The 21,569-nt window shown below is 62.8% G+C and carries 21 protein-coding genes and 1 tRNA gene; 17 read left to right on the top strand and 5 right to left on the bottom strand.

Annotated features, from left to right (window positions below; genetic code table 11):
* Window positions 1–294: 294 nt before the first annotated feature.
* A complete protein-coding gene (locus tag RBA41_RS06200; protein ID WP_306622112.1) occupies window positions 295–1,494 on the bottom strand; it encodes a cation:proton antiporter in 1,200 nt (399 codons plus the stop codon).
* Between the two features lie 477 nt (window positions 1,495–1,971).
* On the opposite strand from RBA41_RS06200, the gene RBA41_RS06195 reads away from it, so the two are divergent.
* Both RBA41_RS06195 and RBA41_RS06190 read left to right on the top strand, forming a co-directional pair.
* Window positions 1,972–2,274, top strand: coding sequence for a hypothetical protein (locus RBA41_RS06195; protein WP_306622110.1), 303 nt, complete (start codon window positions 1,972–1,974; stop codon window positions 2,272–2,274).
* Between the two features lie 75 nt (window positions 2,275–2,349).
* On the top strand, window positions 2,350–2,652 hold the full coding sequence (locus RBA41_RS06190; protein WP_306622108.1) for a hypothetical protein: 303 nt from the start codon (window positions 2,350–2,352) through the stop codon (window positions 2,650–2,652).
* A gap of 92 nt (window positions 2,653–2,744) precedes the next feature.
* On the opposite strand, the gene RBA41_RS06185 is transcribed toward RBA41_RS06190, so the two are convergent.
* Window positions 2,745–4,847, bottom strand: coding sequence for a DUF6055 domain-containing protein (locus RBA41_RS06185; RefSeq protein ID WP_306622106.1), 2,103 nt, complete (start codon window positions 4,845–4,847; stop codon window positions 2,745–2,747).
* Between the two features lie 226 nt (window positions 4,848–5,073).
* Here RBA41_RS06185 and RBA41_RS06180 point away from each other — a divergent pair.
* The 5 genes from RBA41_RS06180 to RBA41_RS06160 all read left to right on the top strand — a co-directional run bounded on the left by RBA41_RS06180 (window position 5,074) and on the right by RBA41_RS06160 (window position 10,056).
* A tRNA-Leu gene (locus RBA41_RS06180) sits at window positions 5,074–5,160 on the top strand.
* A 174-nt stretch (window positions 5,161–5,334) separates the two neighbouring features.
* Window positions 5,335–6,360 (top strand): RNA ligase family protein, encoded by a 1,026-nt coding sequence (locus tag RBA41_RS06175; RefSeq protein ID WP_306622104.1) that lies wholly within the window; start codon window positions 5,335–5,337, stop codon window positions 6,358–6,360.
* 95 nt (window positions 6,361–6,455) lie between these two features.
* Window positions 6,456–7,232, top strand: coding sequence for a hypothetical protein (locus RBA41_RS06170; protein WP_306622102.1), 777 nt, complete (start codon window positions 6,456–6,458; stop codon window positions 7,230–7,232).
* Window positions 7,233–7,281: 49 nt separating this feature from the next.
* The gene (locus tag RBA41_RS06165; RefSeq protein WP_306622100.1) at window positions 7,282–9,486 is read left to right on the top strand and encodes an acylase; all 2,205 of its coding nucleotides are present in this window, start codon (window positions 7,282–7,284) and stop codon (window positions 9,484–9,486) included.
* Between the two features lie 9 nt (window positions 9,487–9,495).
* Window positions 9,496–10,056, top strand: coding sequence for a sugar O-acetyltransferase (locus RBA41_RS06160; protein WP_306622098.1), 561 nt, complete (start codon window positions 9,496–9,498; stop codon window positions 10,054–10,056).
* Here RBA41_RS06160 and RBA41_RS06155 read toward each other — a convergent pair.
* Window positions 10,039–10,944, bottom strand: coding sequence for a LysR family transcriptional regulator (locus RBA41_RS06155; RefSeq protein ID WP_306622096.1), 906 nt, complete (start codon window positions 10,942–10,944; stop codon window positions 10,039–10,041). The genes RBA41_RS06160 and RBA41_RS06155 overlap by 18 nt on opposite strands.
* A 102-nt stretch (window positions 10,945–11,046) precedes the next feature.
* Between RBA41_RS06155 and RBA41_RS06150 the strand changes: the two genes are divergently transcribed.
* The 4 genes from RBA41_RS06150 (at window position 11,047) to RBA41_RS06135 (ending at window position 14,109) form a co-directional block, all read left to right on the top strand.
* On the top strand, window positions 11,047–12,114 hold the full coding sequence (locus RBA41_RS06150; RefSeq protein WP_306622094.1) for an alkene reductase: 1,068 nt from the start codon (window positions 11,047–11,049) through the stop codon (window positions 12,112–12,114).
* Window positions 12,111–13,037 (top strand): NADP-dependent oxidoreductase, encoded by a 927-nt coding sequence (locus RBA41_RS06145; RefSeq protein ID WP_306622092.1) that lies wholly within the window; start codon window positions 12,111–12,113, stop codon window positions 13,035–13,037. Before RBA41_RS06150 ends, RBA41_RS06145 begins: the two co-directional genes overlap by 4 nt.
* A 69-nt stretch (window positions 13,038–13,106) precedes the next feature.
* On the top strand, window positions 13,107–13,658 hold the full coding sequence (locus tag RBA41_RS06140; protein WP_306622090.1) for a thymidine kinase: 552 nt from the start codon (window positions 13,107–13,109) through the stop codon (window positions 13,656–13,658).
* A gap of 28 nt (window positions 13,659–13,686) precedes the next feature.
* A complete protein-coding gene (locus RBA41_RS06135) occupies window positions 13,687–14,109 on the top strand; it encodes a DUF7684 family protein (protein WP_306622088.1) in 423 nt (140 codons plus the stop codon).
* Between the two features lie 16 nt (window positions 14,110–14,125).
* Here RBA41_RS06135 and RBA41_RS06130 read toward each other — a convergent pair whose 3' ends face one another.
* Window positions 14,126–14,836 carry a hypothetical protein gene (locus RBA41_RS06130; RefSeq protein ID WP_306622086.1) on the bottom strand — a complete coding sequence of 237 codons (711 nt, stop codon included), beginning with the start codon at window positions 14,834–14,836 and terminating at the stop codon, window positions 14,126–14,128.
* Window positions 14,837–14,955: 119 nt separating this feature from the next.
* Between RBA41_RS06130 and RBA41_RS06125 the strand changes: the two genes are divergently transcribed.
* The 6 genes from RBA41_RS06125 (at window position 14,956) to RBA41_RS06100 (ending at window position 20,772) form a co-directional block, all read left to right on the top strand.
* Window positions 14,956–15,204, top strand: coding sequence for a DUF3297 family protein (locus tag RBA41_RS06125; RefSeq protein ID WP_306622084.1), 249 nt, complete (start codon window positions 14,956–14,958; stop codon window positions 15,202–15,204).
* A gap of 194 nt (window positions 15,205–15,398) precedes the next feature.
* Entirely contained in the window at window positions 15,399–16,151 is a 753-nt protein-coding gene (locus tag RBA41_RS06120) for an SHOCT domain-containing protein (RefSeq protein ID WP_306622082.1), read from the top strand.
* A gap of 18 nt (window positions 16,152–16,169) precedes the next feature.
* Window positions 16,170–16,952: an ATP-grasp domain-containing protein gene (locus tag RBA41_RS06115; protein ID WP_306622080.1), complete on the top strand. Its 783-nt coding sequence runs from the start codon at window positions 16,170–16,172 to the stop codon at window positions 16,950–16,952.
* Window positions 16,949–17,626 carry a DUF1963 domain-containing protein gene (locus RBA41_RS06110; RefSeq protein WP_306622078.1) on the top strand — a complete coding sequence of 226 codons (678 nt, stop codon included), beginning with the start codon at window positions 16,949–16,951 and terminating at the stop codon, window positions 17,624–17,626. The genes RBA41_RS06115 and RBA41_RS06110 overlap by 4 nt, the downstream gene beginning before the upstream one ends.
* Before the next feature lie 230 nt (window positions 17,627–17,856).
* On the top strand, window positions 17,857–18,366 hold the full coding sequence (locus RBA41_RS06105; protein ID WP_306622076.1) for a hypothetical protein: 510 nt from the start codon (window positions 17,857–17,859) through the stop codon (window positions 18,364–18,366).
* A 174-nt stretch (window positions 18,367–18,540) separates the two neighbouring features.
* A complete protein-coding gene (locus RBA41_RS06100) occupies window positions 18,541–20,772 on the top strand; it encodes a carboxy terminal-processing peptidase (protein WP_306622074.1) in 2,232 nt (743 codons plus the stop codon).
* Window positions 20,773–20,851: 79 nt separating this feature from the next.
* Here the strand turns inward: RBA41_RS06100 and RBA41_RS06095 are convergent.
* Window positions 20,852–21,569, bottom strand: a 718-nt coding sequence (locus RBA41_RS06095) for a DUF4184 family protein (protein WP_306622072.1), incomplete at its 5' end; no start/stop codon positions are given.

The raw sequence follows: 21,569 nt of genomic DNA, 5'->3' as shown, positions 1-21,569 counted from the left end.
GCTGGCGTTCCCAGCGGCATCGCGTGGTTCTGGTCATTTATTGCCGACATCGATGCATTGCCTTGCTACGGCGCGCCAACTCGCGTGTCCGGCCATGCGTGCGTGCCCGCTTACAAGCCAACGCCGCCCAACCGGGGTCAGAGCTCTGATTAGCAATTGATTGCAGAATCGACAATGAATCCCGTTTTTGTGAGGCGTGACGGCCATTGATTGAACAAAATTTGGGGAAAGCCCGGATTGTTCGTCGTCGTGCGGGAAATGTGTCGAGTCAGAGCTCCGACCCCGGTTGGGAAATTAGGTGGTGCGGAAGATGATTTCCTTCATCCGCTGCAGACGCGGGTAGACCACCGGCACCGTCAGCATGGTGCTGGCGATCGCCATCAGGAGCAGGGCGGTGAAGGTTTCGCTGGTGATGATCTGTTTGTCGAGCAGGATGTTGACGAAGATGATCATGATCAGCGCCTTGGTCTGCAGCAGCCAGCCGATGATGCCCGCTTCGCCCTTTTTCCATTTGAGGATGCGCCCTGCGATATGGGCGCCAATCAGTTTGCCGCCGACCGAGGCCACCAGCAGCACGCCGGCGGCGACGAAAACCGCGGCGCTGCCCATGTCCCAGTTGGTGCGCAGGCCGGTGCTGAGGAAGTAAACGGGCATGATCGCCAGCAGCACGTGGTGGCGCATCAGGTCCATTTTTTCCTGATCGAACCAGTGCGCGTCCATCACCGCGCCGGCCAGGAAGGCGCCGACCATGAAGTGCAGGCCGGCCCAGTCGGCGCCGAAGCCGCACAGCGCAAGCCAGATCAGGCCGACGTACCAGCGGTCGCGTTCCTGCAGCCAGACCATCAGGCGGCGGTAGCCGACCGTGGCGATGCCGAAGGCGAGCAAAAAGCCGAGCTGGCGCCCGACCCGGTCCCAGTCGAGCAGGATCAGGGCCAGCACGCCCCAGATGGCGATGTCGTCCAGGCTGGCGTAACGCAGGATGCGCTGGCCGATCGGCTGGCGCAGGATGTCGAGCTTTTCCATCAGCAGGATCAGGATCGGCAGCGCCGTGACGGCGCAGGCCATGCCGACGCCGACCACGAACTGCCAGGTCATCGCCTTGGGCCCGATCCAGCCGGCGTAGCCGAGCATCCCGGCCGCGACCGCCGCGCCGAAGAGCAGCGGCACGCCCAGCGCCAGGCTTGATGTGATGGTGGTTTCGCGGCGGTGCGCCCAGGCTTGCTTGAGGTCGAGCTCGATGCCGGCGATCATCACGAAGATCATCACTGCCCACCACGCGATCCCGTTCATGGCCAGCATGACGGAAGGGTTGACGATGAATTTGTAGTAATCCGGATAAATCGCCCCCATCACGCCCGGCCCGAGCAGCACGCCGGTGATGATCTGCACCACTACCAGGGGGGCGTAGTAATCGGTCTTGAAGACGCGCCAGACGAGGTAGGGAATGGAGAAAATAAGGAGCATCGCGAGGAGAAAGATCTCCGTCGTGTTCATGGCTGTGTGCATCGGACTGTCTCGTTCTTGTTATCGTGTGCGCGCGAGTGTGGTCCTCGTGCTGCTTGTCAGCCCCTGCAAAAATCGCGTAGTAAAATTTCAGAAAAGGGCGAGGCCATGCTAGCTCAACAATTGAGTAAGTTCAACAACTATGTTGGGATGACATTGATCATGGGCTGGCGGGGATCGTGAAAGTGCAAAGAGTCGGCGGAAGTTTTTGTTGTTGATCCTTCGCCAGTTCAACCGTGACGCCTGCAGATGGTCGCGGAACGGGAAGCCGATGTCATGGCCGTGCACGTCGCCACCATACGGACTACACTATCGTGCAATTTGAAAAAGATACCGAAATATTTGGCATGTTTGATTTTCATCGCGTTGATTATTATCACAATGAAATTAATTTCAAATAGCTAAGTCGTTTTTGCGTGGGTAATATCCATTTATTGAGAAAGAAATTTCGACGTTTATCTGTTTCGGATGAAAAACCAGGTCGGGATTGCTTTTCTCATCAAAGTAGATCTTCACACAAACCGTCGTTCTCACTTTACAGGGTGCCATATGCAAGAATTATCTCGTAACGAAGTCGAGTTGGTTTCTGGTGGAACAGCGAAAGAGAGTGCGGCTGCATTCGGCCTTGGCGCAGGCATCGGTGCCGCCGCTTTTACCTCAACCTGGGGTACGATGGCGGTCGGCGCGGCGTTCGCAATAAGTCCCCTCAGTGTCATAGCACTTGCCGGGTGCGCCGGCTACGCTGGTTGGCGCCTGCTCAGTGCAAAATAAATATCCTGAACCTTAACTTCTAGCGGGAAATCGGAATGCATACATTTCCCGCAGTTTTTTTTGAGGAGGCGAACGATGTCTGCGACTGACTTAGATTACATGCTCAACATGACGATTCTTATCGGAGTAATACTCCTGTTGTCGCGGGTTGGGGCGCTAACGGAGCGGCTGAAAAAGGTCGAGACGCTATTGTTGACTCTTCCGGTGGATAAGACGGCACTGGACTTGTCGCCGGACGTAAAAAAATTGATTGCGGAGGGCCGCAAGAATAAAGCGGTGGCTTTGCACCAGAAACAGACCGAGTCTTCCGGTCGCAATGCACAAACGGCGGTCGAGGAATATATCGCCCGGGAAGCTAGCTCCATGAGCAAAGTTTGACCGCCGTCGGGCCTGAGCTGCTTTGCTCCGGTCTCACCGTTCACAAGCGGCGGTGAGACCGGGAACCCATCAGCGTTGCCGCACGCTGCCGATCATGGCCGCCAGACCGGCCGGGCCTTGGTGTTGATGTCGGTAGCCGACCCCACGGTGGACGTGGCGTCGACGAAGCCCGACCGGTTCCCTGAGCTCAGATTGAGGCCCGTCCCACGGTACTCCACATCGCCGTACAGGTTCAAGGTGCCGGATGCGACCTGGGCGCGCTCGAAGAAGCCGAGCGGATAGAACGTGGTGCGCACCTGCGCCGAGCCACCCACGATAAACGCGTTGTCGCCATTGTTGCCCCTCTCGCCGATCACGCTCAAGCCGCCCACCGTCCCACCCGATACCGTGCCGTTGGCAATGATGGCCTGGTCTTCAATGCGGGCGTTGCCCGTCACCGAATTCCCAGCAAGTACCGTGGCATACGGGCCGACATAGACGCTCGCCGGGGTCGTGGACGGCGCGCAGCCGCCGCCGTTGGCGTGGCGCGCCGTGCCCGATGGGCAGGGGTCGCGCTGGCCGTTCTGGAATCCCTGCGGCCAGGCGTTGGCCAGTTCGATCATGTAGGGGTAGCGCCAGATGGTCCCGTACTCCTGTTCGGCGACGATGGTCTTGAACACCGCCGGCGTGGCCGTCACCACCAGGAACAGCGGCTCGCCCGCATTGACCTTGTAGGTCAGGTTGGCGTCCAGGCCCTTTTGCAAGGCGCTGTAGCGCGGCGCGGTGAACTGCGCGTTGGTGGCCACCAGGCCCCAGCGGAAATCGGCGTCCGACCCTGGCTGGTTCACGCCGCGGAACTTGACGGTGACGGTGGTCGCGCCGCTGGCCGGGTACAGGCGCACCACGTTGTAGCCGAAGCGCTGCGGCGCGCCGTAGTGCGGCGAGACGAAGCGGCGGTTGCTGCTCCAGTTGGTGTCGAGCGATTCGAGCGGCATCAGGCGGTGCAAGCGCTCGGACTTGTCGGTCTGGGTGATATTGCCGTAGGCGTTGCGGAAGGCGTCGGGCGTGGACTTGTAGTCCCAGGTCACGTTGTGCATGGCCCAGTCGCCGAAGAAGTCGTTGAGCTGCGAGATGCTCCATCCGTGCGACTTCTGGATGTTGGTGAACGGGTCCGGGCCCGGGGTGGTGAAGATCTGGTTGGTCGCGGCCGGGCACTGCTTGTCCTTCAGGTACTCCATGAACTGCCAGTTGCAGTAGCGGTCGCGGGTCGATCCGAGGTACAGGTGCGGCGCATTGACCAGCATCTCGGAGCAGTGGGCCTCGTTCTTGTATTCAGGGAGCTGGTGCGGCGTGTAGTTCGCGTGGCTCTCGGCGATCCAGCCGCAGGTGTTCGAGTCCGGGCAGCCAAGGCCGCCGTTGTAGGCCATCCAGAACTGCCAGGCGTGGGTGAATTCGTGGGTCAGGCCCCAGTGTTCTTTCAAGGCGCCAGGTCCGATCCACATGCCGACCCGGTCGCGCGCCCAGCCACCGGCGGTCAGGCCGTCGGTTGAATGGATGTGGATCGAGGGCTTGATCTTGTTGGCCGTGTTGTAGAACGGCTCGGGCATGAACAGGTTGCTGTTGAAGAGATTCTGCCACACCGTGTTTTCCAGCGTGGTCACCGCCAGATTGAGGTCGGCGTCGGACACCGTTTCGTCGGAATAGAAGGCAAAGTGCGCCGACTCCTTGACCAGCCGGTAGTTGGCGCGGTCGGGCGAGGGGCCGCCCGCCGTCCAGGTGCCGGGTGTGGTGGCGGGCTTGCCGGTGTCGCAGCCTGTGGCCCAGACGGTCGTCGTGGTGCCTGCGTCGACGACCGGCGTTGGGGTCGGTGTAGGAGTCGGAGTTGGTGTAGGCGTTGGAGTCGGCGTCGGTGTTGGTGTCGGAGTTGGCGTCGGCGTTACCGGACCAATCGCACAATACTTCTTTTTGCCCACGATCGGATCGCCAAACGTCGCGTTGGTGCACGCTACATTGCCGGACAGGCTCTTGGTGACCCACTTGTTACTGGCGCCGTAAGAGACGGAGCGCTTGCTGGCGCCGACAACACAGGTTTCCTTCTCGGCGGCGCACTTCGTATAACCGCTCGGCCAATCGGCGGCGAGCACCTGTGTTGAAGCGCCACAGGCCAGCAAGGCAGTGGCGCTGGCAATCAAGGTTTTGCGAATGAAATTGGTCATTTGTCTCTCTATTGTTATTCAAAGATAAATTGTATGTTATCAGATGACTTGCATATTATATAACTATGTATTGACGTAAGCGTGAAATTTTCCCGCCGAGTGCACATTTGCCGCTCAGGCCCACGGTGATTGGACAACTGCTGCCGGTGACGCGAACGCATTGCCAGCCCATTCCCCGGTAAAAGTGGCCGTATCGACCACATCCTGTGCTAGAATCTCGCCCGCTGCCCGGATGGTGAAACTGGTAGACACCCGAGACTTAAAATCTCGTGCTCGTAAGGGCGTGCCGGTTCGATTCCGGCTCCGGGCACCAGCAATGGCGGGGTTTTGAAGGCTTCAAAGCCCCGCCACCTTTTCCGCAAATGCAGGTCTGTTCCGCAAAATCTCCTTTTTATCCCTGACCGATGCGCCGCGCCGGCGCCGTCCGTCGTGAGCTGTGCTGTCGCCCGACGTCGACTTCGAACTATCCGTTGGTGTAAAAACAATAATGATCCCATTCCCATCGATTAAGCAGTTTCGTGATGTCATCCGGAACGTGCACAACAAGGCCCACTTTGTCGGGCTCGATGCGGCCGGCGAGCCGGTCTACGACAACCGGCGCCCTGTTCCGGCTCTGCGTTTTCGCGGTTCGGTGAAGCTGCATGGCAGTAATGCCGCTGTCGTATTCGGGCCGAACGGCATCGGCTTCCAGTCGCGCGAGCGCGTGCTGACGCTGGAGGACGACAACTTCGGCTTCCATGCCCATATGAGCGGGCACATGGACGAGCTGCGGCGTATCGCCGTCCTCATCGCGGCACAGGCGCAGGTGTCGCCTTCGCCAGACACGCAGATCGTCCTGTACGGCGAGTGGTGCGGCGGCACGATCCAGAACAAAGTCGCCCTGACCGGACTGCCAACCATGTTCGTCATTTTCGCGGTGTGGATCGACGGCAACTGGTACGACGTCGATACATTGGACTGCCTGATCAGCGAGGCGGCGCGTATTCGCAGCATCGCCGACTTTCCCCAGTACGACATGGTGATCGACTTTGCGCAGCCCGCCCTGGCCCAGGGCATGTTGGGTGACATCACCCGCGCCGTCGAGCTGCGCTGCCCGGCAGGACTGGCGCTCGGCCGGGAGGGCGTGGGCGAGGGCGTCGTATGGCGATGCCTCGATGAACCGGGCTCGGACTACTGGTTCAAGGTCAAGGGCCAGAAGCATTCCGCCTCGCGCGTGACGAAGCTGGCGGCCGTCAGCGTCGAAAAGATCGCCAAAACGTCGGACTTCGTCGCCATGGCAGTGAGCGAGGCGCGCCTGAGCCAGGGGCTGCACAACCTCATTCACGAGCAGCGCAAGCCGTTCGACATGTCCGGCATGGCCGATTTCATTCGCTGGGTGGTCGGCGACGTGATGAAGGAGGAAGCGGACACGATCGCTGCGAACGGTTTTGACCCGCGCAAGCTGGGCGAGCCGATCGCCGCCGTCGCGCGACGCTGGTACTGCGCACAGCTGGCCGACGCCCCCAGATCCTGAACGATCCGGTCCGCATTCCCCTCGCTCACGGGATGGTGTAGCATTCGTGGCGGCGCGCCGCAGTCCGGCCGCCGCAGTACTTACAAGGACACGAATTGAACATCACTATCAACGAGGAACTGCGTTCCTTCATCGACCCGCTCACCGCCAACGAATACGCCGCGCTCGAACGCAGCCTGCTGGCCGAGGGCTGCCGCGACGCCCTGGTTCTGTGGAACGATGTGCTCATCGACGGCCACAATCGCTACGAAATCTGCCAGAAGCACCACATCGAATTCAAAACCGTGCAGAACGCGACCTTCGCCACGCTCGACGACGTGATGCTGTGGATGATCGATAACCACCTGGCGCGCCGCAGCGTGTCGGACTACCAGCGCGGCGTGCTCGCCCTGCGCAAGAAGGATATCGTCGCCGCCCGCGTGGCGCAGAAGGAAACCACGCAGGAAGCGCCGGATGCGCCGAGGGTGCCCGAATCGCCGCCCTGGAACACGCGTGAAGACGTGGCCAAGGCTGCGCGCGTGTCGAGCAATACCATCAGCCAGATCGAACGCATACAGAAGGCGGCCACGCCGCAGCTGGTCGAAGCGGTGCGCTCGGGGACCATCTCGATCAACGCCGCCGCCAACGTGGCCTCGCTGCCCGAGTCGGTGCAGATCGCGGCCGTCGCCGGCGGACGCAAGGAACTGCAGCAGGCAGCGCGCCAGGTGCGCGAGCAAAAGGCATCGAGCCGTCCGCCGAAAGAGCCGGCAGCCGATGCCGAGACCGAACTGCGCGCCCAGGTAGCTACCCTGCGCGGCAAGGTCGACGCCTTGAGCGCCGAGAACCAGGCCCTCAAGGAGCGCCTCGCGGCCCTGGGCGACAGCGGCGAGTAGCAGCGCGGGCGGCCACCTCGCATTCCCATTTTCGTCAGGAGATTCATCGATGTTTCGACCCATTCTCGTCTCGACACTGCTAGGCTGCGCCACCCTCGGCGCCACGCTGCCGGCCGGCGCAGCGCCTGAAACCCGCGCCGGCGTATCGTCCGAACAGGCGCGCTGGAACAAGACCGCCAGGCGCGTGACCATCATGCGCGACAAGTGGGGCATTCCCCACGTGTTCGGCAAGACCGATGCCGACGCCGTCTTCGGCCTGCTGTACGCGCAGGCGGAGGACGATTTCAACCGGGTCGAACTCAATTACATCAACGCGCTGGGCCGCCTGGCGGAAGTCGAGGGCGAGGCCGAAATCTGGCGCGACCTGCGCATGAAGATGTACATCACGCCGGAGGACATGAAGGCCAAATACGCGGCCAGTCCGGCGTGGCTCAAGAAGCTGATGGTCGCCTTTGCCGATGGCCTGAACTTTTACCTGCACACCCATCCCGAGGTCAAGCCGCGCCTGATCACGCATTTCGAGCCGTGGATGGCGCTCGCGTTCAGCGAAGGCAGCATCGGCGGCGACATCGAATCGATCAACCTCAAGGACCTGGAACAGTTCTATGGCAAGAAGCCCGCGCTGGCGCTGGCCGACGCGCCCAATGCACTCGACAAGGAACCGCGCGGCTCGAACGGCTTTGCCATCGCGCCGAAACTGAGCGCGTCCGGGCGCGCGCTCCTGCTGATCAACCCGCACACCTCGTTCTACTTCCGCCCCGAGGTTCACGTCGTCAGCGACGAGGGCCTGAACGCATACGGCGCCGTGACCTGGGGCCAGTTCTTCGTCTACCAGGGCTTCAACGACAAGGCAGGCTGGATGCACACCTCCGGCGGCGGCGACGTGATCGACGAGTATCTCGAAACGGTGACCGAAAAAGACGGCAAGTACGTCTACAAATACGGCAGCGGCGAGCGCGCGCTGCGCGAAGTGAAGGTAACGCTGCCTTACAAGACCGACGGCGGCATGGCCAGCAAGACCGTCACCGCCTACTTCAGCCATCATGGCCCGGTGGTGCGCGAGGAGGGCGGCAAGTGGGTGTCGGTCAAGCTGATGGAGGAGCCGCTCAAGGCGCTGATGCAGTCGTACACGCGCACCAAGGCCCGCAACTACAAGCAGTTCCGCAAGTCGATGGAGCTGCGCACCAACTCGTCGAACAATACCGTGTATGCCGACGGCGACGGCAACATCGCTTACTTCCACGGGAATTTCCTGCCCCGGCGCGATACCGCCTTCGACTGGAAAAAGCCGGTCGACGGCAGCAATCCGGCCACCGAATGGCAAGGCTTGCACGCCATCGACGAGACCATCACGCTGTTCAATCCCGCCAGCGGCTGGATCCAGAACACCAACAACTGGCCGTTCGCCGCCTCGGGCGCGAGCAGCCCGCGCCAGCAGGACTATCCCCTGTATATGTGGTCGCTGCCGGAAAACGCGCGCGGCCTGCATGCCGTGGCCGTGCTGGAAAAGCGCAAGGACTTCACCCTCGACAGCCTGATCGCCGCCGCCTACGACAGCCACCTGACCGCCTTCGATCCGCTGATCGCCTCACTGTCCGCGGCGTATGACGAACTGCCGGAGGGCGACGTGCTCAAGGCGCAGCTGGCGCCGCAGATGGCCGCACTGCGCGCGTGGGACCGGCGCTACAGTGTGTCATCGGTGCCGACGTCGCTGGCCATTTACTGGGGCCAGGACATGGTCGAGAAGGCGTCAGGCGCGGCCAGGTTGAAGGGTGTGCCGACGGTCGACTACATCCGCGACAGCCTCGCGCCGGCCGAGCGCCTGCAGGCGCTGGTGCGCGCCACGGCGAAGCTGGAAGCCGATTTTGGCACCTGGCAGACGCCGTGGGGCGACATCAACCGCTTCCAGCGCATCAGCGGCGACGTCAGGCAGCAGTACGACGACGCCAAGCCGAGTTATCCGGTGGCGTTCGCGTCAGCCAGCTGGGGTTCGCTGGCGGCCTTCGGCATGGTGGCGCCGCAAAAGACCAAACGCATTTACGGGGACCGTGGCAACAGCTTCGTGGCGGCCGTGGAATTTGGGCCGCGCGTGCGCGCCAAGAGCATTCTGGCGGGCGGCAACAGCAGCAATCCGGCCTCGCCGCATTTCAGCGACCAGGCCGAGATGTACAGCAAGGGCCAGTTCAAGGACGTGCTGTTCTACAAGGCGGATATCGAGAAGCAGCTCGAGCGCAAATACCATCCCGGCCAATAGGAGCGCCAAGTGAGTCTGAGCGAAAAACAGAAAATGCTGGCTGGCGAGGCGTTCAGCTTCGGCGACCCGGAAATCCAGGCCGACGACGCCGCGGCAAGGGCGTGGATGGTGCGCTACAACGCGGCGCTGGCCGAGCCGGCGTCGGCGCGCCGCGTTCTGCTGGCCGAGCAGCTCGGCGCGGTGGGCGAGGGTGCGGTGATCCGTCCGCCGTTTCACTGCGATTACGGCTACAACATCCGCCTCGGCAAAGGCGTTTTCATGAACTTTAACTGTGTGATTCTCGATGTCGCCGGCGTGACCATCGGCGACGGCACGCAGATCGGGCCGGCCGTGCAGATCTACACGGCGGACCATCCGCGCGACCCGGCGCAGCGCAGCGCGGGCCTGGTATTCGGCCGCCCGGTCAGCATCGGCCGCAATGTGTGGATCGGCGGCGGCGCCATCATCCTGCCCGGCGTGACCATCGGTGACGATGCCATCATCGGCGCCGGCAGCGTGGTCACGCGCGATGTGCCGGCCGGCGCCACGGCGGTCGGCAACCCTGCACGGGTGCTAGCGGCGCACCACTGAGTCCTGCCCGGCCAGGCGCGCCTTCAGGAAGTCGACGAACAGCCGCGTGCGCGCCGACAGCAGGCGCGTATCGGTAATCGCATGCACCGGGATCGGCGCCAGGCTCCATTGCGGCAGCACCCGCTGCAGCAGTCCTGACGCCAGCTCCGCGCGCGCGATCACGTTGTCGAGAATGGCGATGCCTGCCCCCTGGGCCGCCAGCGAGCGGCTCAGCCCCATGCTGTTCAACCTGAAGCGCGATGCGATCGGCACGGTCGTGCTGTCCGCCCCGTTGAAAAGTACCCACCCATCCTGCTTGATGCCCCCGGCGACGCACAAGGTGTGATGCGCCAGGTCCGCGGGATGGGCCAGCGGCGGCGCTTGGTCGAGGTAAGCGGGGGACGCATATAAATGGCGCTCCAGCAGTGCGATCTGGCGCGCGACCAGGGTCGATGGCGCGGCCGGAGCAGGCCCCATGCGGATCGCCAGGTCGAACGGTTCGGCCAGCAGGTCGACCCGGCGCGCGCCGGCATCGAGTTCAAAGTCGATCATCGGGTAAGCTCGGGCAAATTCGGCCAGCACCGGTGCCAGATAGTTGATGGCAAAGTCCACCGGCATCGAGATGCGCAGCGTGCCGCTCGGGTGGGCCGCTTCGCCCCGCAGCGCTTCGTGCGCCACGTTGGCTTCTTCCACGATGCCCTGGCAGCGGTTGAAGTAAGCCTCGCCGGCCTCGGTCAGTTCGACCCGGCGCGTGGAGCGGTGCAGCAGGCGCACGCCGATTTCCTTTTCCAGCGCGGCGATATTGCGCGAGAGCGTGGAACTCGACATGCCCAGGGTATCGGCCGCTTTGCGGAAATTTTTCGTCCGCGCGACTTCCACGTAGAGATGCATATAGTTAAGTAATTGCATGTCAATTGCTCCGTTTATGCAGCAGTGAATCCCATTTTTGTCTATTTCATGCATTGACGCAGCAATGTACCATGGCTTTTCACTCAGCCAAAAGGGAATCAGATGAACACGCTATTCACCCCGCTCGACCTCGGCCACCTCACCTTGCCTAACCGCGTCGTCATGGCGCCCATGACGCGTTCGCGCGCCGACGCTGCCAGCGGCGTGCCTTCCGCGGCGACCATCACCTATTACGAACAGCGCGCCGACGCCGGCCTGTTGATCACCGAAGGCACCTTTCCCGGCCCGATGGGCAAGGGCTACGTGCGCACGCCCGGCATTCATACCGGCGACCAGATCGCCGCGTGGAAGCAGGTCACCGAAGCGGTGCACGGCAAGGGTGGGCGGATCTTCATGCAACTGATGCATTGCGGCCGCATCTCGCATCCGACGCTGCTGCCCGACGGCGCCGCGCCCGTTGCGCCATCCGCGATCAAGGCGGCCGGCACGGTCTATACCGATGCCGGTCCGCTGGAACTGGCGCAGCCGCGCGCACTGACCACCAGCGAGGTGCGGCAGGTCGTCGAGGAGTACCGCGTGGCGACCCGCAATGCGCTCGCCGCAGGCTTCGACGGGGTTGAACTGCACGCCGCGTCGGGCTATTTGCCGGAGCAGTTCCTGTCCTCGTCGACCAACGAGCGCACCGACCAATACGGCGGCTCGGTCGAGAACCGGGCGCGCTTCATCCTCGACGTGCTGGCCGCGATGGTGAGCGAGGCCGGTGGCGAGCGTGTCGGCATCAAGATCGCGCCTGAGATGGGCTTTAACGACATCAGCGACGCCACGCCGCAGGAGACCTACCGCTATCTGGTGCAGCAACTGGCGCCGTTCAAACTGGCCTACCTGCACGTGGCGCTGTTCAAGACGTCGTTCGACTACCATGCGGCGCTGCGGCCCCTGTTTGCCGGCGCCTACCTGCAGGGTGGCGGATTGACCAAACCGGGTGCCGAAGCCGTCGTCGGCGAGCAGCATGCCGACGCCGCGGTATTCGGCGGCCTGTATCTGGCCAATCCCGATCTGGTGCAGCGCTTCCGTCTCGACGCGCCGCTCAACACGCCCGACCAGTCGACCTTTTATTCGCCCGGGCCGGTTGGCTACACCGATTACCCGACGCTGGGAGAAGCAGCATGAGCCGCGCCGTTCGCATCCACGGTTACGGCGGCGCCGACGTTGTGCAGGTCGACCAGATCGACGTCCCCGCGCCGGGCCCCGGCGAGGTGCTGGTGAAGGTGCACGCGGCCGGCGTCAATGCGCTGGACTGGAAGATCCGCCAGGGCTACCTGCAGGCGGCGTTCCCGCTGCCGCTGCCCGCAACGCTCGGCATCGAACTGGCCGGCGAGGTGATGGCGGCCGGCGCTGGCGTGACCAGGTTTGCGCCGGGCGACCGGGTCATGGGTCCGATGGGCGGGCTTGGCGCCTATGCCGACGTGGTCGCGATTGCGGCGGACAAGCTGGCGCTGGTGCCGCCGGCGATGGATTACACGCAGGCCGCGGCGCTGCCGGTGGCCAGCCTGACGGCGTGGCAGGCTTTGCGCGCGGCCGGCCCGCTGCGGCCCGGCCAGCAGGTGCTGATTCACGGCGCGGCTGGCGGCGTCGGGGGCTTCGCGGTGCAGTTTGCAAAGGCGGCGGGCGCCGTGGTGGTGGCGACAGCGTCGGCATCGAGCCGCGGGCATGTCCTCGCACTGGGCGCCGACCGCGTGATCGACCGCCACGCCGAACGCTTCGAGGAGCAGGTGCGCGATGTCGACCTGGTGCTCGACCTGGTCGGCGGCGACGCGCTGGACCGCTCCTGGCAGGTGCTCGCCGCCGGCGGCGCCATCGTCAGCACGGCCGCGCCGGACATCGCGGGGCGCGCACCGGCCGGACAGCGCGGCCTGTGGTTCATGATGATGCCGCACCAGCAGCAGCTGACCGAGATCGCCGCCATGGTGGCCGCGGGCAGCGTGCGTTCGACCATCGCCAGGGTCGTCGCCTTCGATGCCCTGGCGCAGGCGATCGAGGAATCCCACAGCGGGCATGCGCCCGGCAAGGTCGTCGTCGATTTCACTCGCTGATGCTAAGGTGCAACGGGTGGGCCCGCCGCGCTTGCTATAATGACGCGCTTCAATCGGTGGGAACACGCAGTGGCAAAACTTTATTTCAGGTATTCGGCGATGAACGCCGGCAAATCGACAGCACTGCTGCAGGTCGCGCATAACTATGAAGAGCAGGGCCAGCAGGTCAAGCTGTACACGGCCGCGATCGACAGCCGCTATGGCGTGGGGCAGGTCACATCGCGCCTGGGGCCGCAGCGCGAGGTCGATATGTTCGATGGCGCGACCGATTTCCTGAGCGATGCGCCGCACGTGGCTTGCGTGCTGGTCGACGAAGCGCAGTTTTTATCGACCGCCCAGGTGCAGCAATTGCACCAGCTGGCGCAAATCAGGGGCGTGCCGGTGATTTGCTACGGCTTGCGCAGCGATTTCCGCGGCGAGCCGTTTCCGGGGTCGGCCTATTTGCTGGCGCTGGCCGACGATATCGAAGAGTTGAAGAATATCTGCACCTGCGGGAAAAAAGCCACGATGAATATTCGCGTGGACGGGCAGGGCAAGCGGATCAGGGAAGGCGAGCAGGTCAGTATCGGCGGAAACGAGCAGTACCGCCAGGCTTGCGGCCGGTGTTTTTACGCGGGCTAGAAAGCCCCGTGGGTCAGGAGGTGTTTGCATGTCTTATCCCGTCACCTATATTCATCTTGCGCCGGGCGCTACGCCGACCGGGCGCGTGCAGCCGGCGCCGTACAAAATGGTGGTCGTCGCCGATGCCGCCGTGTCGCCGGAATGGCAATCGCAGGTCAGCGACTGGATTGTCAAATCCGGTTGCCGCTACATGATCGCCTGGGGCGTCGATTGCAGTTCCTGGGACGACGCGGTCGATATGGCCAATATCGAAGCGTTCGACTTCGGCGATATCCCCGACCAGCATTTCATTCCCACGTCGTGGCATGCCGACGACCTGATCGAGGACGTTTTCGGCTTTTGCAAGCACGATGCGGCGCATCCGGTGGTGGAGCTCAAGCAGACGGTCCTGTTGCATATTGCCGACGCGGCAAACGAGGAAGCGCTGCTGCAACTCTATGCAGCAGCATAAATCCGCCGTGTCGTGCTTAACGCCGTGACGAGCGTGGCGGCCTGGAACGCTTGCTCAAGCGGGCCGCAACGTCCCTGCGTACGGACGGGCTTTTGATCAGGCATACTGCCAGCGTTTTGATACGGGCCGCTTCGTCCGGTTCGCCATTTCCGGCCAGAACGGTGAGTACCCGCTGTACCTCGGTGACGTAGGTGGTGATTTCGGCGCGCCGCTGCGGTGCGTGCGAAAACGCACGCTGCTTGATTGCCGCGATGTCCTGTTCGAGCACGCGCGCCATCTCGCGTACGAACGGCTCGGCTGGCGGCATCAGTTTTGCCGCCAGGGCGTAGTCTTGTGCCTCGACAATTGCCGGCATGGCAATCAGCGCGCACTCGGCGGCAAACACCGGCGACGCGTCGGCCAGCGCTTGATAGAACTGATAGGTCGCTGCCGTATCGCCGAGTTCCGAATCGATGATGACAATATCCCAAAACAGTTCGCGGTCGTTTTCGCCGGCCAGCAGGGCCTTGGCCTTGTCGCCGCGGATGGTGCGCAGTGCGTCGAGCGCCTTGGGATAGGCCCGGCCCAGCTCGACCCACATGCCGATCAGGTAGTAGCGCATTTCTTCCAGCGACGGATCTTCGTCCAGCGCGTGCTGGTAGAACCAGATAAAGCCTTGCAGCGCGTCGTCGTGGCGGCCCTCGTGCATGGCGTCTTCCGCATCGCTGAACCGTGTGAGTGCTGTCATGATTTCCTTTTAAGTTGGGCATCTCGCCCGAAAGGCGCATGATGCCATACTTGCCATTGATGCAAAAGCGCGCCACAAAGCCCGTTGTACTGCGCGCCGATCTGGTGGATAATTCGCCCATGAACGATACCACTACACTCCCCCCATTGCCCGACCGCCTGTCGATCGATCCGCGCAGCCCTTTTCATAACGCTGACGCTTTCGAACGCGACGTCGGCATCACGCTCAACGGCAAAGAACACCTGAATGTCGAGGAATACTGCATCAGCGAAGGCTGGATCAAGATTCCGGCTGGCAAAAGCCTCGACCGCAAGGGTCAGCCGATGCTCATCAAACTCAAGGGAACGGTCGAAGCGTTCTATAAATAGAGCGGTTTGACGGCATCCGGCCGCTTCAGCCGGGTGCCGCACCCTGGTATTCCATTTCCATCCCCGCTGCGATGCCGCCTGTTTTCAGGCGACACGACCATCGGGGATATTATTTTGTGCGCGCGGGCGTCGAGACGGCCTTGCCGACTACCCGACTTTCATCACCAGGAGCCATCTTGAGCATAGGAATGTGGTTGGGCCTGATCGTCGGGTCATTGGCATCGTGGCTACTGGTGGGCGCCGTCAGGGCAAGCCAGCGCGAAAAAGCCTTCCTGGCGGCAATGTCCGCAGCCGGGCTCAGGGTGACGCAGCATATTGTCGGCATCGACCAAAAAACCGGCGTCGGCATCGATGAACTGAGCGGGAAAATCTGCCTCATTACCGCGGACGGCGAAAATCTGCCAACCCGTTTGTTTCCGTACGACGACCTGTTCAGTGCCGAGCTGATTGAAGACGGTATGTCGCTCATGATGGCGTCAAGAGGCAGGTTTTTGCATCCTGGCGACAAGGGTAGCTGGGTCAATTCCGCCGCAAGCTCGGCGCGGGTGCTCGAATTGCGCCTGGTAGTCAGCAGGACTACCGCGCCGCCGCTGAGCCTTACTTTTCTCAACGCCCAGACGCCGAAGAACAGCCGGCAGTATACAGACAAGGCTGCCTCGGCCAGGCGCTGGTTCTCGATCATGAACGTGATTATCGATCAAGCCAATCGCAATGAAGAGGAGCGCATGGCGCGCCGGGCTGCGGTCGATACTCCCGCAGCGCCGCCGGTGCCGCTGGGAGCTGTCGCCGATGAAATCAAGAAGCTTGGCGAGTTGATGAGCAGCGGCTTGCTTACCGCCGAGGAATTCGCGGAACAGAAAGCCAAGCTGCTGGGCGATACCGATTACGAGGCACGCGCTGCGGCGCGCCGGCTGTCGTTCGGCAACCGGACCGGCCGTCCGTTGTGACCGCACAAAGGTTATAGCGTGCATTGGATCCTGCAAGACGGATTTCTGTCCGAAACCGGCTGGGACGCCCTGATCGCCAACCTGGAACGGTTCGGCATCGCCTATTCCGTGCACGCGGTGGTGCCGAAAACCGGCGAGCTGCTGCCGCCACCCGGGATTGATCACGCCAACGTTATTTGCATCGGTTCGTATTCGATGCGCCACGTGGCGGCGAAACACGGCTGGATTCCGGGCGTATTCGACCTGTACGCGCAGGATTTCGGGCAGCAGCGGGCGCACTGGGGCCATCATATGCTCAATGCCGGCGCCGTCGTCACCACGGTGCGCGACGCGCGCTTCAGCGGCGAACAGATGTTCGTCCGGCCGATCAACGATTCCAAATACTTTTCGGGGCGCGTGTTCGATGCAAACGCATTTAGCGCCTGGCAAAGCGCTGTCTGCGATCCGGCGGCCAATCACGCCACCAGCCTGGCGCCGGATACCCTGATCCAGCTATCCCGGCCAGTGGCCATTTACGCCGAATACCGTTTCTGGATTGTCGGCGGCGATATCGTCACCCAATCGCTGTACAAACGCGGGAGCCAGGTGATGTATTCGAGCGATGTCGATGAGCGGCTCACGCAATTCGTCAGCGCGCGCAGCGGCGAATGGTCGCCGCACGACGCGTTCGTGATCGACGCCTGCGATTGCGCGAACGGTATGAAGATTGTCGAAATCAATACCCTCAATTCCTCCGGCTTTTATGCCGCCGATGTCCAGCGCCTCGTGCTCGCGCTGGACCAACGCTACACTGTTAAATGAACCCTGCCGCCCGCGCCGAACTGGACCGGCTGCGCCAGGCGCAGCGCAGCGCGTCGCTGGCCACCGCCGGCGGTTTTCGCCCACCGCAGGACCCGCTGACATCGTGGTTCGCGCGCGGCGTCGGCTTGCCGCACGAGACATTGCCCGCATTTGAAGGCACTGCGATGTTCCCGCTGCTGCAGATCCGGGTCAGCGAACTGCCGTTCGTGCCCCCGCAGTTGCGCGACGTCGCGCTGCTGGTGCTGTTCCAGAATCTGTCGCGTCATCCCTTCGACCGGCCGCATGGCGACGGATGGCTGATCCGCGAATACGCGAGCGTCGACGGCCTTGTTCTGCTCCCTGAAGTGGCGCGTCCTTTCCGGCCCTTTCCGATCCGCTGGAGTCGCGTGGACGACGATGCGCCGGGCTGGGAGGGCGCCTGGGAAGTTGTCGATCTGACAGCAGTTAACGAGGACGAGGCCGCATCCGACGCGTTTTTCGACGACTTCTCGCGCCATATGGGCACCAAGGCCGGCGGCTATCCGTACGAAATCCAGCACGGCGTCGGCCACCACGACTTCGTGTTCCAGGTCGGCTCGGAAGAGAAGGTCGGCTGGATGTGGGGCGACAACGGGATCGGCTACTTCCACCGCTCGCCGGGCGGACAGTGGCGCTGGGAATGCCAGTTTTACTAGTGTACCCGGCCGTGCAGCCGGCACGGCAACGCGCCAGTACCTCGATCCGGTGCCTCAGCGCTGCCGGATGGATGACGGTCACCATGGCATGACGACAAGCTCGGTAAAGCTGGGAAAGGCATGAGCGGGCCGCGCACGATAGCGTGCCGGCTTCCTGTCGGGCTGGTCTATGGTATAAGTTCGGCGATGAACGCCGGACAATTTCCCGCCGCATTGCCGATAGCGGCCCCATGAAAGAGATTTTCCTCTACCTCGCGCCCTCGGCCGCGCTGGCGCTGGTGATCCGGGTGCTGGCCGGCGCCCATCCATTTTTCTTCCTGTTCACCGTCGCCGGCACCATCTGCCATGAACTGGCGCACTTCGTGGCCGGCCTGCTGACGGGTGCGCGGCCCGCCTCGTTCACCGTGATTCCGCGCAGGGTAGGGCGGCACTGGGAGCTCGGATCGGTGACCCTGACCCGGGTGCGCTGGTACAACGCCGCCCCGGCGGCCCTGGCGCCGCTGGTGATCGTGCTGCTGCCGTTCTGCGTGGCCTGGTGGCGCACGCGCCAAGCGTGGCAGTTCGACACGCGCGACCTGTTCATCGCGCTGGCGCTGGCGCCCCAGTTCCTGTCGTTCTGGCCATCGATGGTTGATTGGCGTATCGCAGTACGCTCCTGGCCTTATCTGTTTATCATCGCCGGCGCGGCCTGGCTGGTGTTTCACTTCCGGCCGCACCTGTTTCAATTTGTAAATCCATGAACCCGTACCGCCCCCAGCCCGTAAGCTCGGTTTCGCGCCAACGCGCTGGCTGGCTCTGCCCCATGCCACTATCCTGTTAGAATCAGCTGCAGTAGCCGATTTAGCGGCTGGGCGCCCTTGCAGTGCACGGTTTCGCCCGCAGATAACACCAGTTCCCGCTCGGAGAGACAACGAATGAAGAAGCACATGTTGATGGTCGCACTGGCATTCGCCGCGACGACATACGCGGCAGTCCCGCAGCCTGTCAAGGTAGGGGCCACCCAGCTGCGGCCGGTTGCGACGCAAACGCAGGCCGCGGCCTGGGCCGCCACCGTCTTTGGACGCCACCATTACAAGGTCACGCCGCTCGACGATGCGATGTCCGAAAAGATTTTCGACCGCTACCTCAAGTCGCTCGATGGCGACCGCCTGCATTTCCTGCAGAGCGATGTCGACTCGTTCGACAATGTGCGTACCAAGCTCGACGACGCGATCAGGACGGAAAACCTGGCCACGCCGTTTTCCATGTACAGCCTGTACCAGCAGCGCTTCAACGAGCGCTTCGCCTATTCGCGTGAACTGCTCAAGGGCAAGTTCGACTTCACCGTCGACGAAACCTTCCAGATCGACCGCGAAAAAGCCGCCTGGCCGAAAAACCTGGACGAAGCCCGCGATCTGTGGCGCAAGCGCGTCAAGAACGACTGGCTGCGCCTCAAGCTCGCTGGCAAGGATGACAAGTCGATCCGCGAAACGCTCGACAAGCGCTACGAAAACTACGTTGGCCGCATGGGCAAGGTCGACAGCGAAGACGTGTTCATGACCTTCATGAATGCCTACGCCACCTCGATCGAGCCGCACACCAACTACCTCGGCCCGCGTTCGGCCGACAACTTTGCCATCGCCATGCGCCTCTCGCTCGACGGCATCGGCGCCGTGCTGCAGCAGCGCGAAGACTACACCGTCATCCGCGAAATCGTGGTGGGCAGCCCGGCCGGCATGTCCGGCAAGCTGAAAGTGGGCGACCGCATCGTCGGCGTGGCCCAGGCCGATTCGCCGGGTTTCACCGACGTGCTCGGCTGGCGCATCGATGACGTGGTGCAGCTGATCCGTGGTCCCAAGGAATCGGTGGTGCGCCTGAACGTGCTGCCGGTCGACGCCGGTACCGACGGCAAGACCGTCACGGTGTCGCTGGTGCGCAAGAAAATCAATATGGAAGAGCAGGCCGCCAAGAAAACCATCATCGAAGTCAAGGAAGGCGGCGTCAAGCGCCGGGTGGGTGTGATTTCCCTGCCGACGTTCTATCTGGACTTCGAGGCGCGCCGCCGGGGCGACAAGGACTTCAAGAGCGCCACGCGCGACGTGGCCCGCATCCTTGGCGAACTCAAGAAAGAAAAGGTCGACAATGTGCTGATCGACCTGCGCAACAATGGCGGCGGCGCCCTGGGCGAAGCGGTCGAGCTGACCGGCTTGTTCATCGACAAAGGCCCGGTCGTCATGCAGCGCAGCGCCGAAGGCCGGGTCGAGGTCGAGAGCGACGTCCAGCCGGGCCTGGCCTGGGATGGTCCGATGGGCGTGCTGATCAACCGCGGCTCCGCATCGGCGTCGGAAATTTTTGCCGCCGCCATCCAGGACTACGGCCGCGGCCTGGTGCTGGGCGAACCGAGCTTCGGCAAGGGCACCGTCCAGACCCTGGTCAACCTCGACCGTGGCAACCCGGGCGAAAAGGCACGCTACGGCGAGCTCAAGATGACGATCGCGCAGTTTTTCCGCATCAACGGCGGCACCACGCAGTTGCGCGGCGTTACGCCCGACATCAAGATGCCGGTCACCTCCGATCCGGAAGGCTTCGGCGAGTCGAGCTACGAGAATGCCTTGCCGTGGGTGGCGATCAAGCCGGTGCCGTTCACGCCGTCGGGCAACCTCAAGCAATTGGTTGCTCCGCTGCAAAAGCGCCACGAAGCGCGCATCGCCAAGGACAAGGACTTCCAGTACCTGCAGGAAGACATGGCGGAATTGCGCAAGTTGCGCAAGGATAACGTGATCTCCCTGAACGAAGCCGTGCGCCGCAAGGAACGCGATGCGCTCGAAGCGAAAGCCAAGCAGCGCGAGGCACGCCAGGTCGCCCTGCGCGCCGCCGTGACCGACGAGCCGGCCGATCTGGCCGACGCCAAGGATGCGCGCAGCAAGCTGGCGCCGCCGGCCAAGACGGCCAAGGCCGCCACTACCAAGCCGAACCGTCAGGACGATGGCTTGCAGGCCGACGAGCGTAATCTGGCATCCGAGCTGGCCGCCGAAAAAGCGGCCAAGGATGCCAAGGATGTGATGCTGCAGGAAGCGGCGCACATCCTGGCCGACGAGATCGACATGCTCAAGACCGATACGCGCATGGCTGCGCGCCTGATGCCTTACCTGCCGGCCGCCAAGTAACTGAGCAGGCATGAAGTAATTTACGACAACGGGGCCTGATGGGCCCCGTTGTCATTTACCGTCCGGCTTGCAAGTCACATCAGCTTTTTTCGATCGTTTTGTACGCCCATGCCTTCCATCCGGCGCAGAGCAGCACGATGGCCATTGCCGCGCCCGCCATACCCGTCGTTATGGCGTTGAAAAGCCCGCGTTCGATGGTGCTCGCATGGCGAAGCAGCAATCCCGCCGCACTGCCGGCCACGGCCGCCGTGCCGACCGCGGCCACGACCAACAGCCGCTGCCTGTTGCTCAACGATAGTGGATATGGTGGGCCAGGCTGGCTGCGTAACACCCAGGCGACGGTACAACTGGCGATCACAAGGAATCCGACCAGGCTGCTCATGTGCTGCAGAACTTTATACACGGGTATGTCGTGGCCAGCGATCGAGACCAGCGTGCGTGCCAGTCCAAAATAATTGACAGGCAATGTACCGGGGTGAGTGAACGCGTCCCAGGCAATATGGGTGGAGGCGCCGATTGCCAGCGAAAGGAGCGCCACCCCAGCCGCGCGCGCACCTTGGAAGGGCATGGGAACGTGCCACGTCATGCGTGCGCTGATTGCCCGCGGCAGCCACGCCAGGAAGGCTTGCCTCAAGAGCGCGTAATAAACGATAAACACCAATGCGCCGGCCGGAACGCAATACCCGAGTATGCCCGGCACGCTGTGACAGAATGGTCCGCTGACACCGAATGAAAAGAAGTACACGAAATCGGGGGCCCAATGCCGTTTTGAGTGGAAGTTGACATCGGCTACTATC

Source organism: Massilia scottii (assembly GCF_030846495.1).
Lineage (GTDB): Bacteria > Pseudomonadota > Gammaproteobacteria > Burkholderiales > Burkholderiaceae_D > Telluria_A > Telluria_A violaceinigra.
This window is presented reverse-complemented; position numbering and strand designations above follow the sequence as displayed.

What these genes read in the sequence shown, in the direction of transcription:
- RBA41_RS06130 (WP_306622086.1), bottom strand. Translation starts at nt 14,836, where the DNA reads ATGACAGCACTCACACGGTTCAGCGATGCGGAAGACGCCATGCACGAG.
- RBA41_RS06125 (WP_306622084.1), top strand. Translation starts at nt 14,956, where the DNA reads ATGAACGATACCACTACACTCCCCCCATTGCCCGACCGCCTGTCGATC.
- RBA41_RS06190 (WP_306622108.1), top strand. Translation starts at nt 2,350, where the DNA reads ATGTCTGCGACTGACTTAGATTACATGCTCAACATGACGATTCTTATC.
- RBA41_RS06100 (WP_306622074.1), top strand. Translation starts at nt 18,541, where the DNA reads ATGAAGAAGCACATGTTGATGGTCGCACTGGCATTCGCCGCGACGACA.
- RBA41_RS06165 (WP_306622100.1), top strand. Translation starts at nt 7,282, where the DNA reads ATGTTTCGACCCATTCTCGTCTCGACACTGCTAGGCTGCGCCACCCTC.
- RBA41_RS06110 (WP_306622078.1), top strand. Translation starts at nt 16,949, where the DNA reads ATGAACCCTGCCGCCCGCGCCGAACTGGACCGGCTGCGCCAGGCGCAG.
- RBA41_RS06175 (WP_306622104.1), top strand. Translation starts at nt 5,335, where the DNA reads ATGATCCCATTCCCATCGATTAAGCAGTTTCGTGATGTCATCCGGAAC.
- RBA41_RS06105 (WP_306622076.1), top strand. Translation starts at nt 17,857, where the DNA reads ATGAAAGAGATTTTCCTCTACCTCGCGCCCTCGGCCGCGCTGGCGCTG.
- RBA41_RS06155 (WP_306622096.1), bottom strand. Translation starts at nt 10,944, where the DNA reads ATGCAATTACTTAACTATATGCATCTCTACGTGGAAGTCGCGCGGACG.
- RBA41_RS06195 (WP_306622110.1), top strand. Translation starts at nt 1,972, where the DNA reads ATGAAAAACCAGGTCGGGATTGCTTTTCTCATCAAAGTAGATCTTCAC.
- RBA41_RS06200 (WP_306622112.1), bottom strand. Translation starts at nt 1,494, where the DNA reads ATGAACACGACGGAGATCTTTCTCCTCGCGATGCTCCTTATTTTCTCC.
- RBA41_RS06135 (WP_306622088.1), top strand. Translation starts at nt 13,687, where the DNA reads ATGTCTTATCCCGTCACCTATATTCATCTTGCGCCGGGCGCTACGCCG.
- RBA41_RS06185 (WP_306622106.1), bottom strand. Translation starts at nt 4,847, where the DNA reads ATGACCAATTTCATTCGCAAAACCTTGATTGCCAGCGCCACTGCCTTG.
- RBA41_RS06150 (WP_306622094.1), top strand. Translation starts at nt 11,047, where the DNA reads ATGAACACGCTATTCACCCCGCTCGACCTCGGCCACCTCACCTTGCCT.
- RBA41_RS06145 (WP_306622092.1), top strand. Translation starts at nt 12,111, where the DNA reads ATGAGCCGCGCCGTTCGCATCCACGGTTACGGCGGCGCCGACGTTGTG.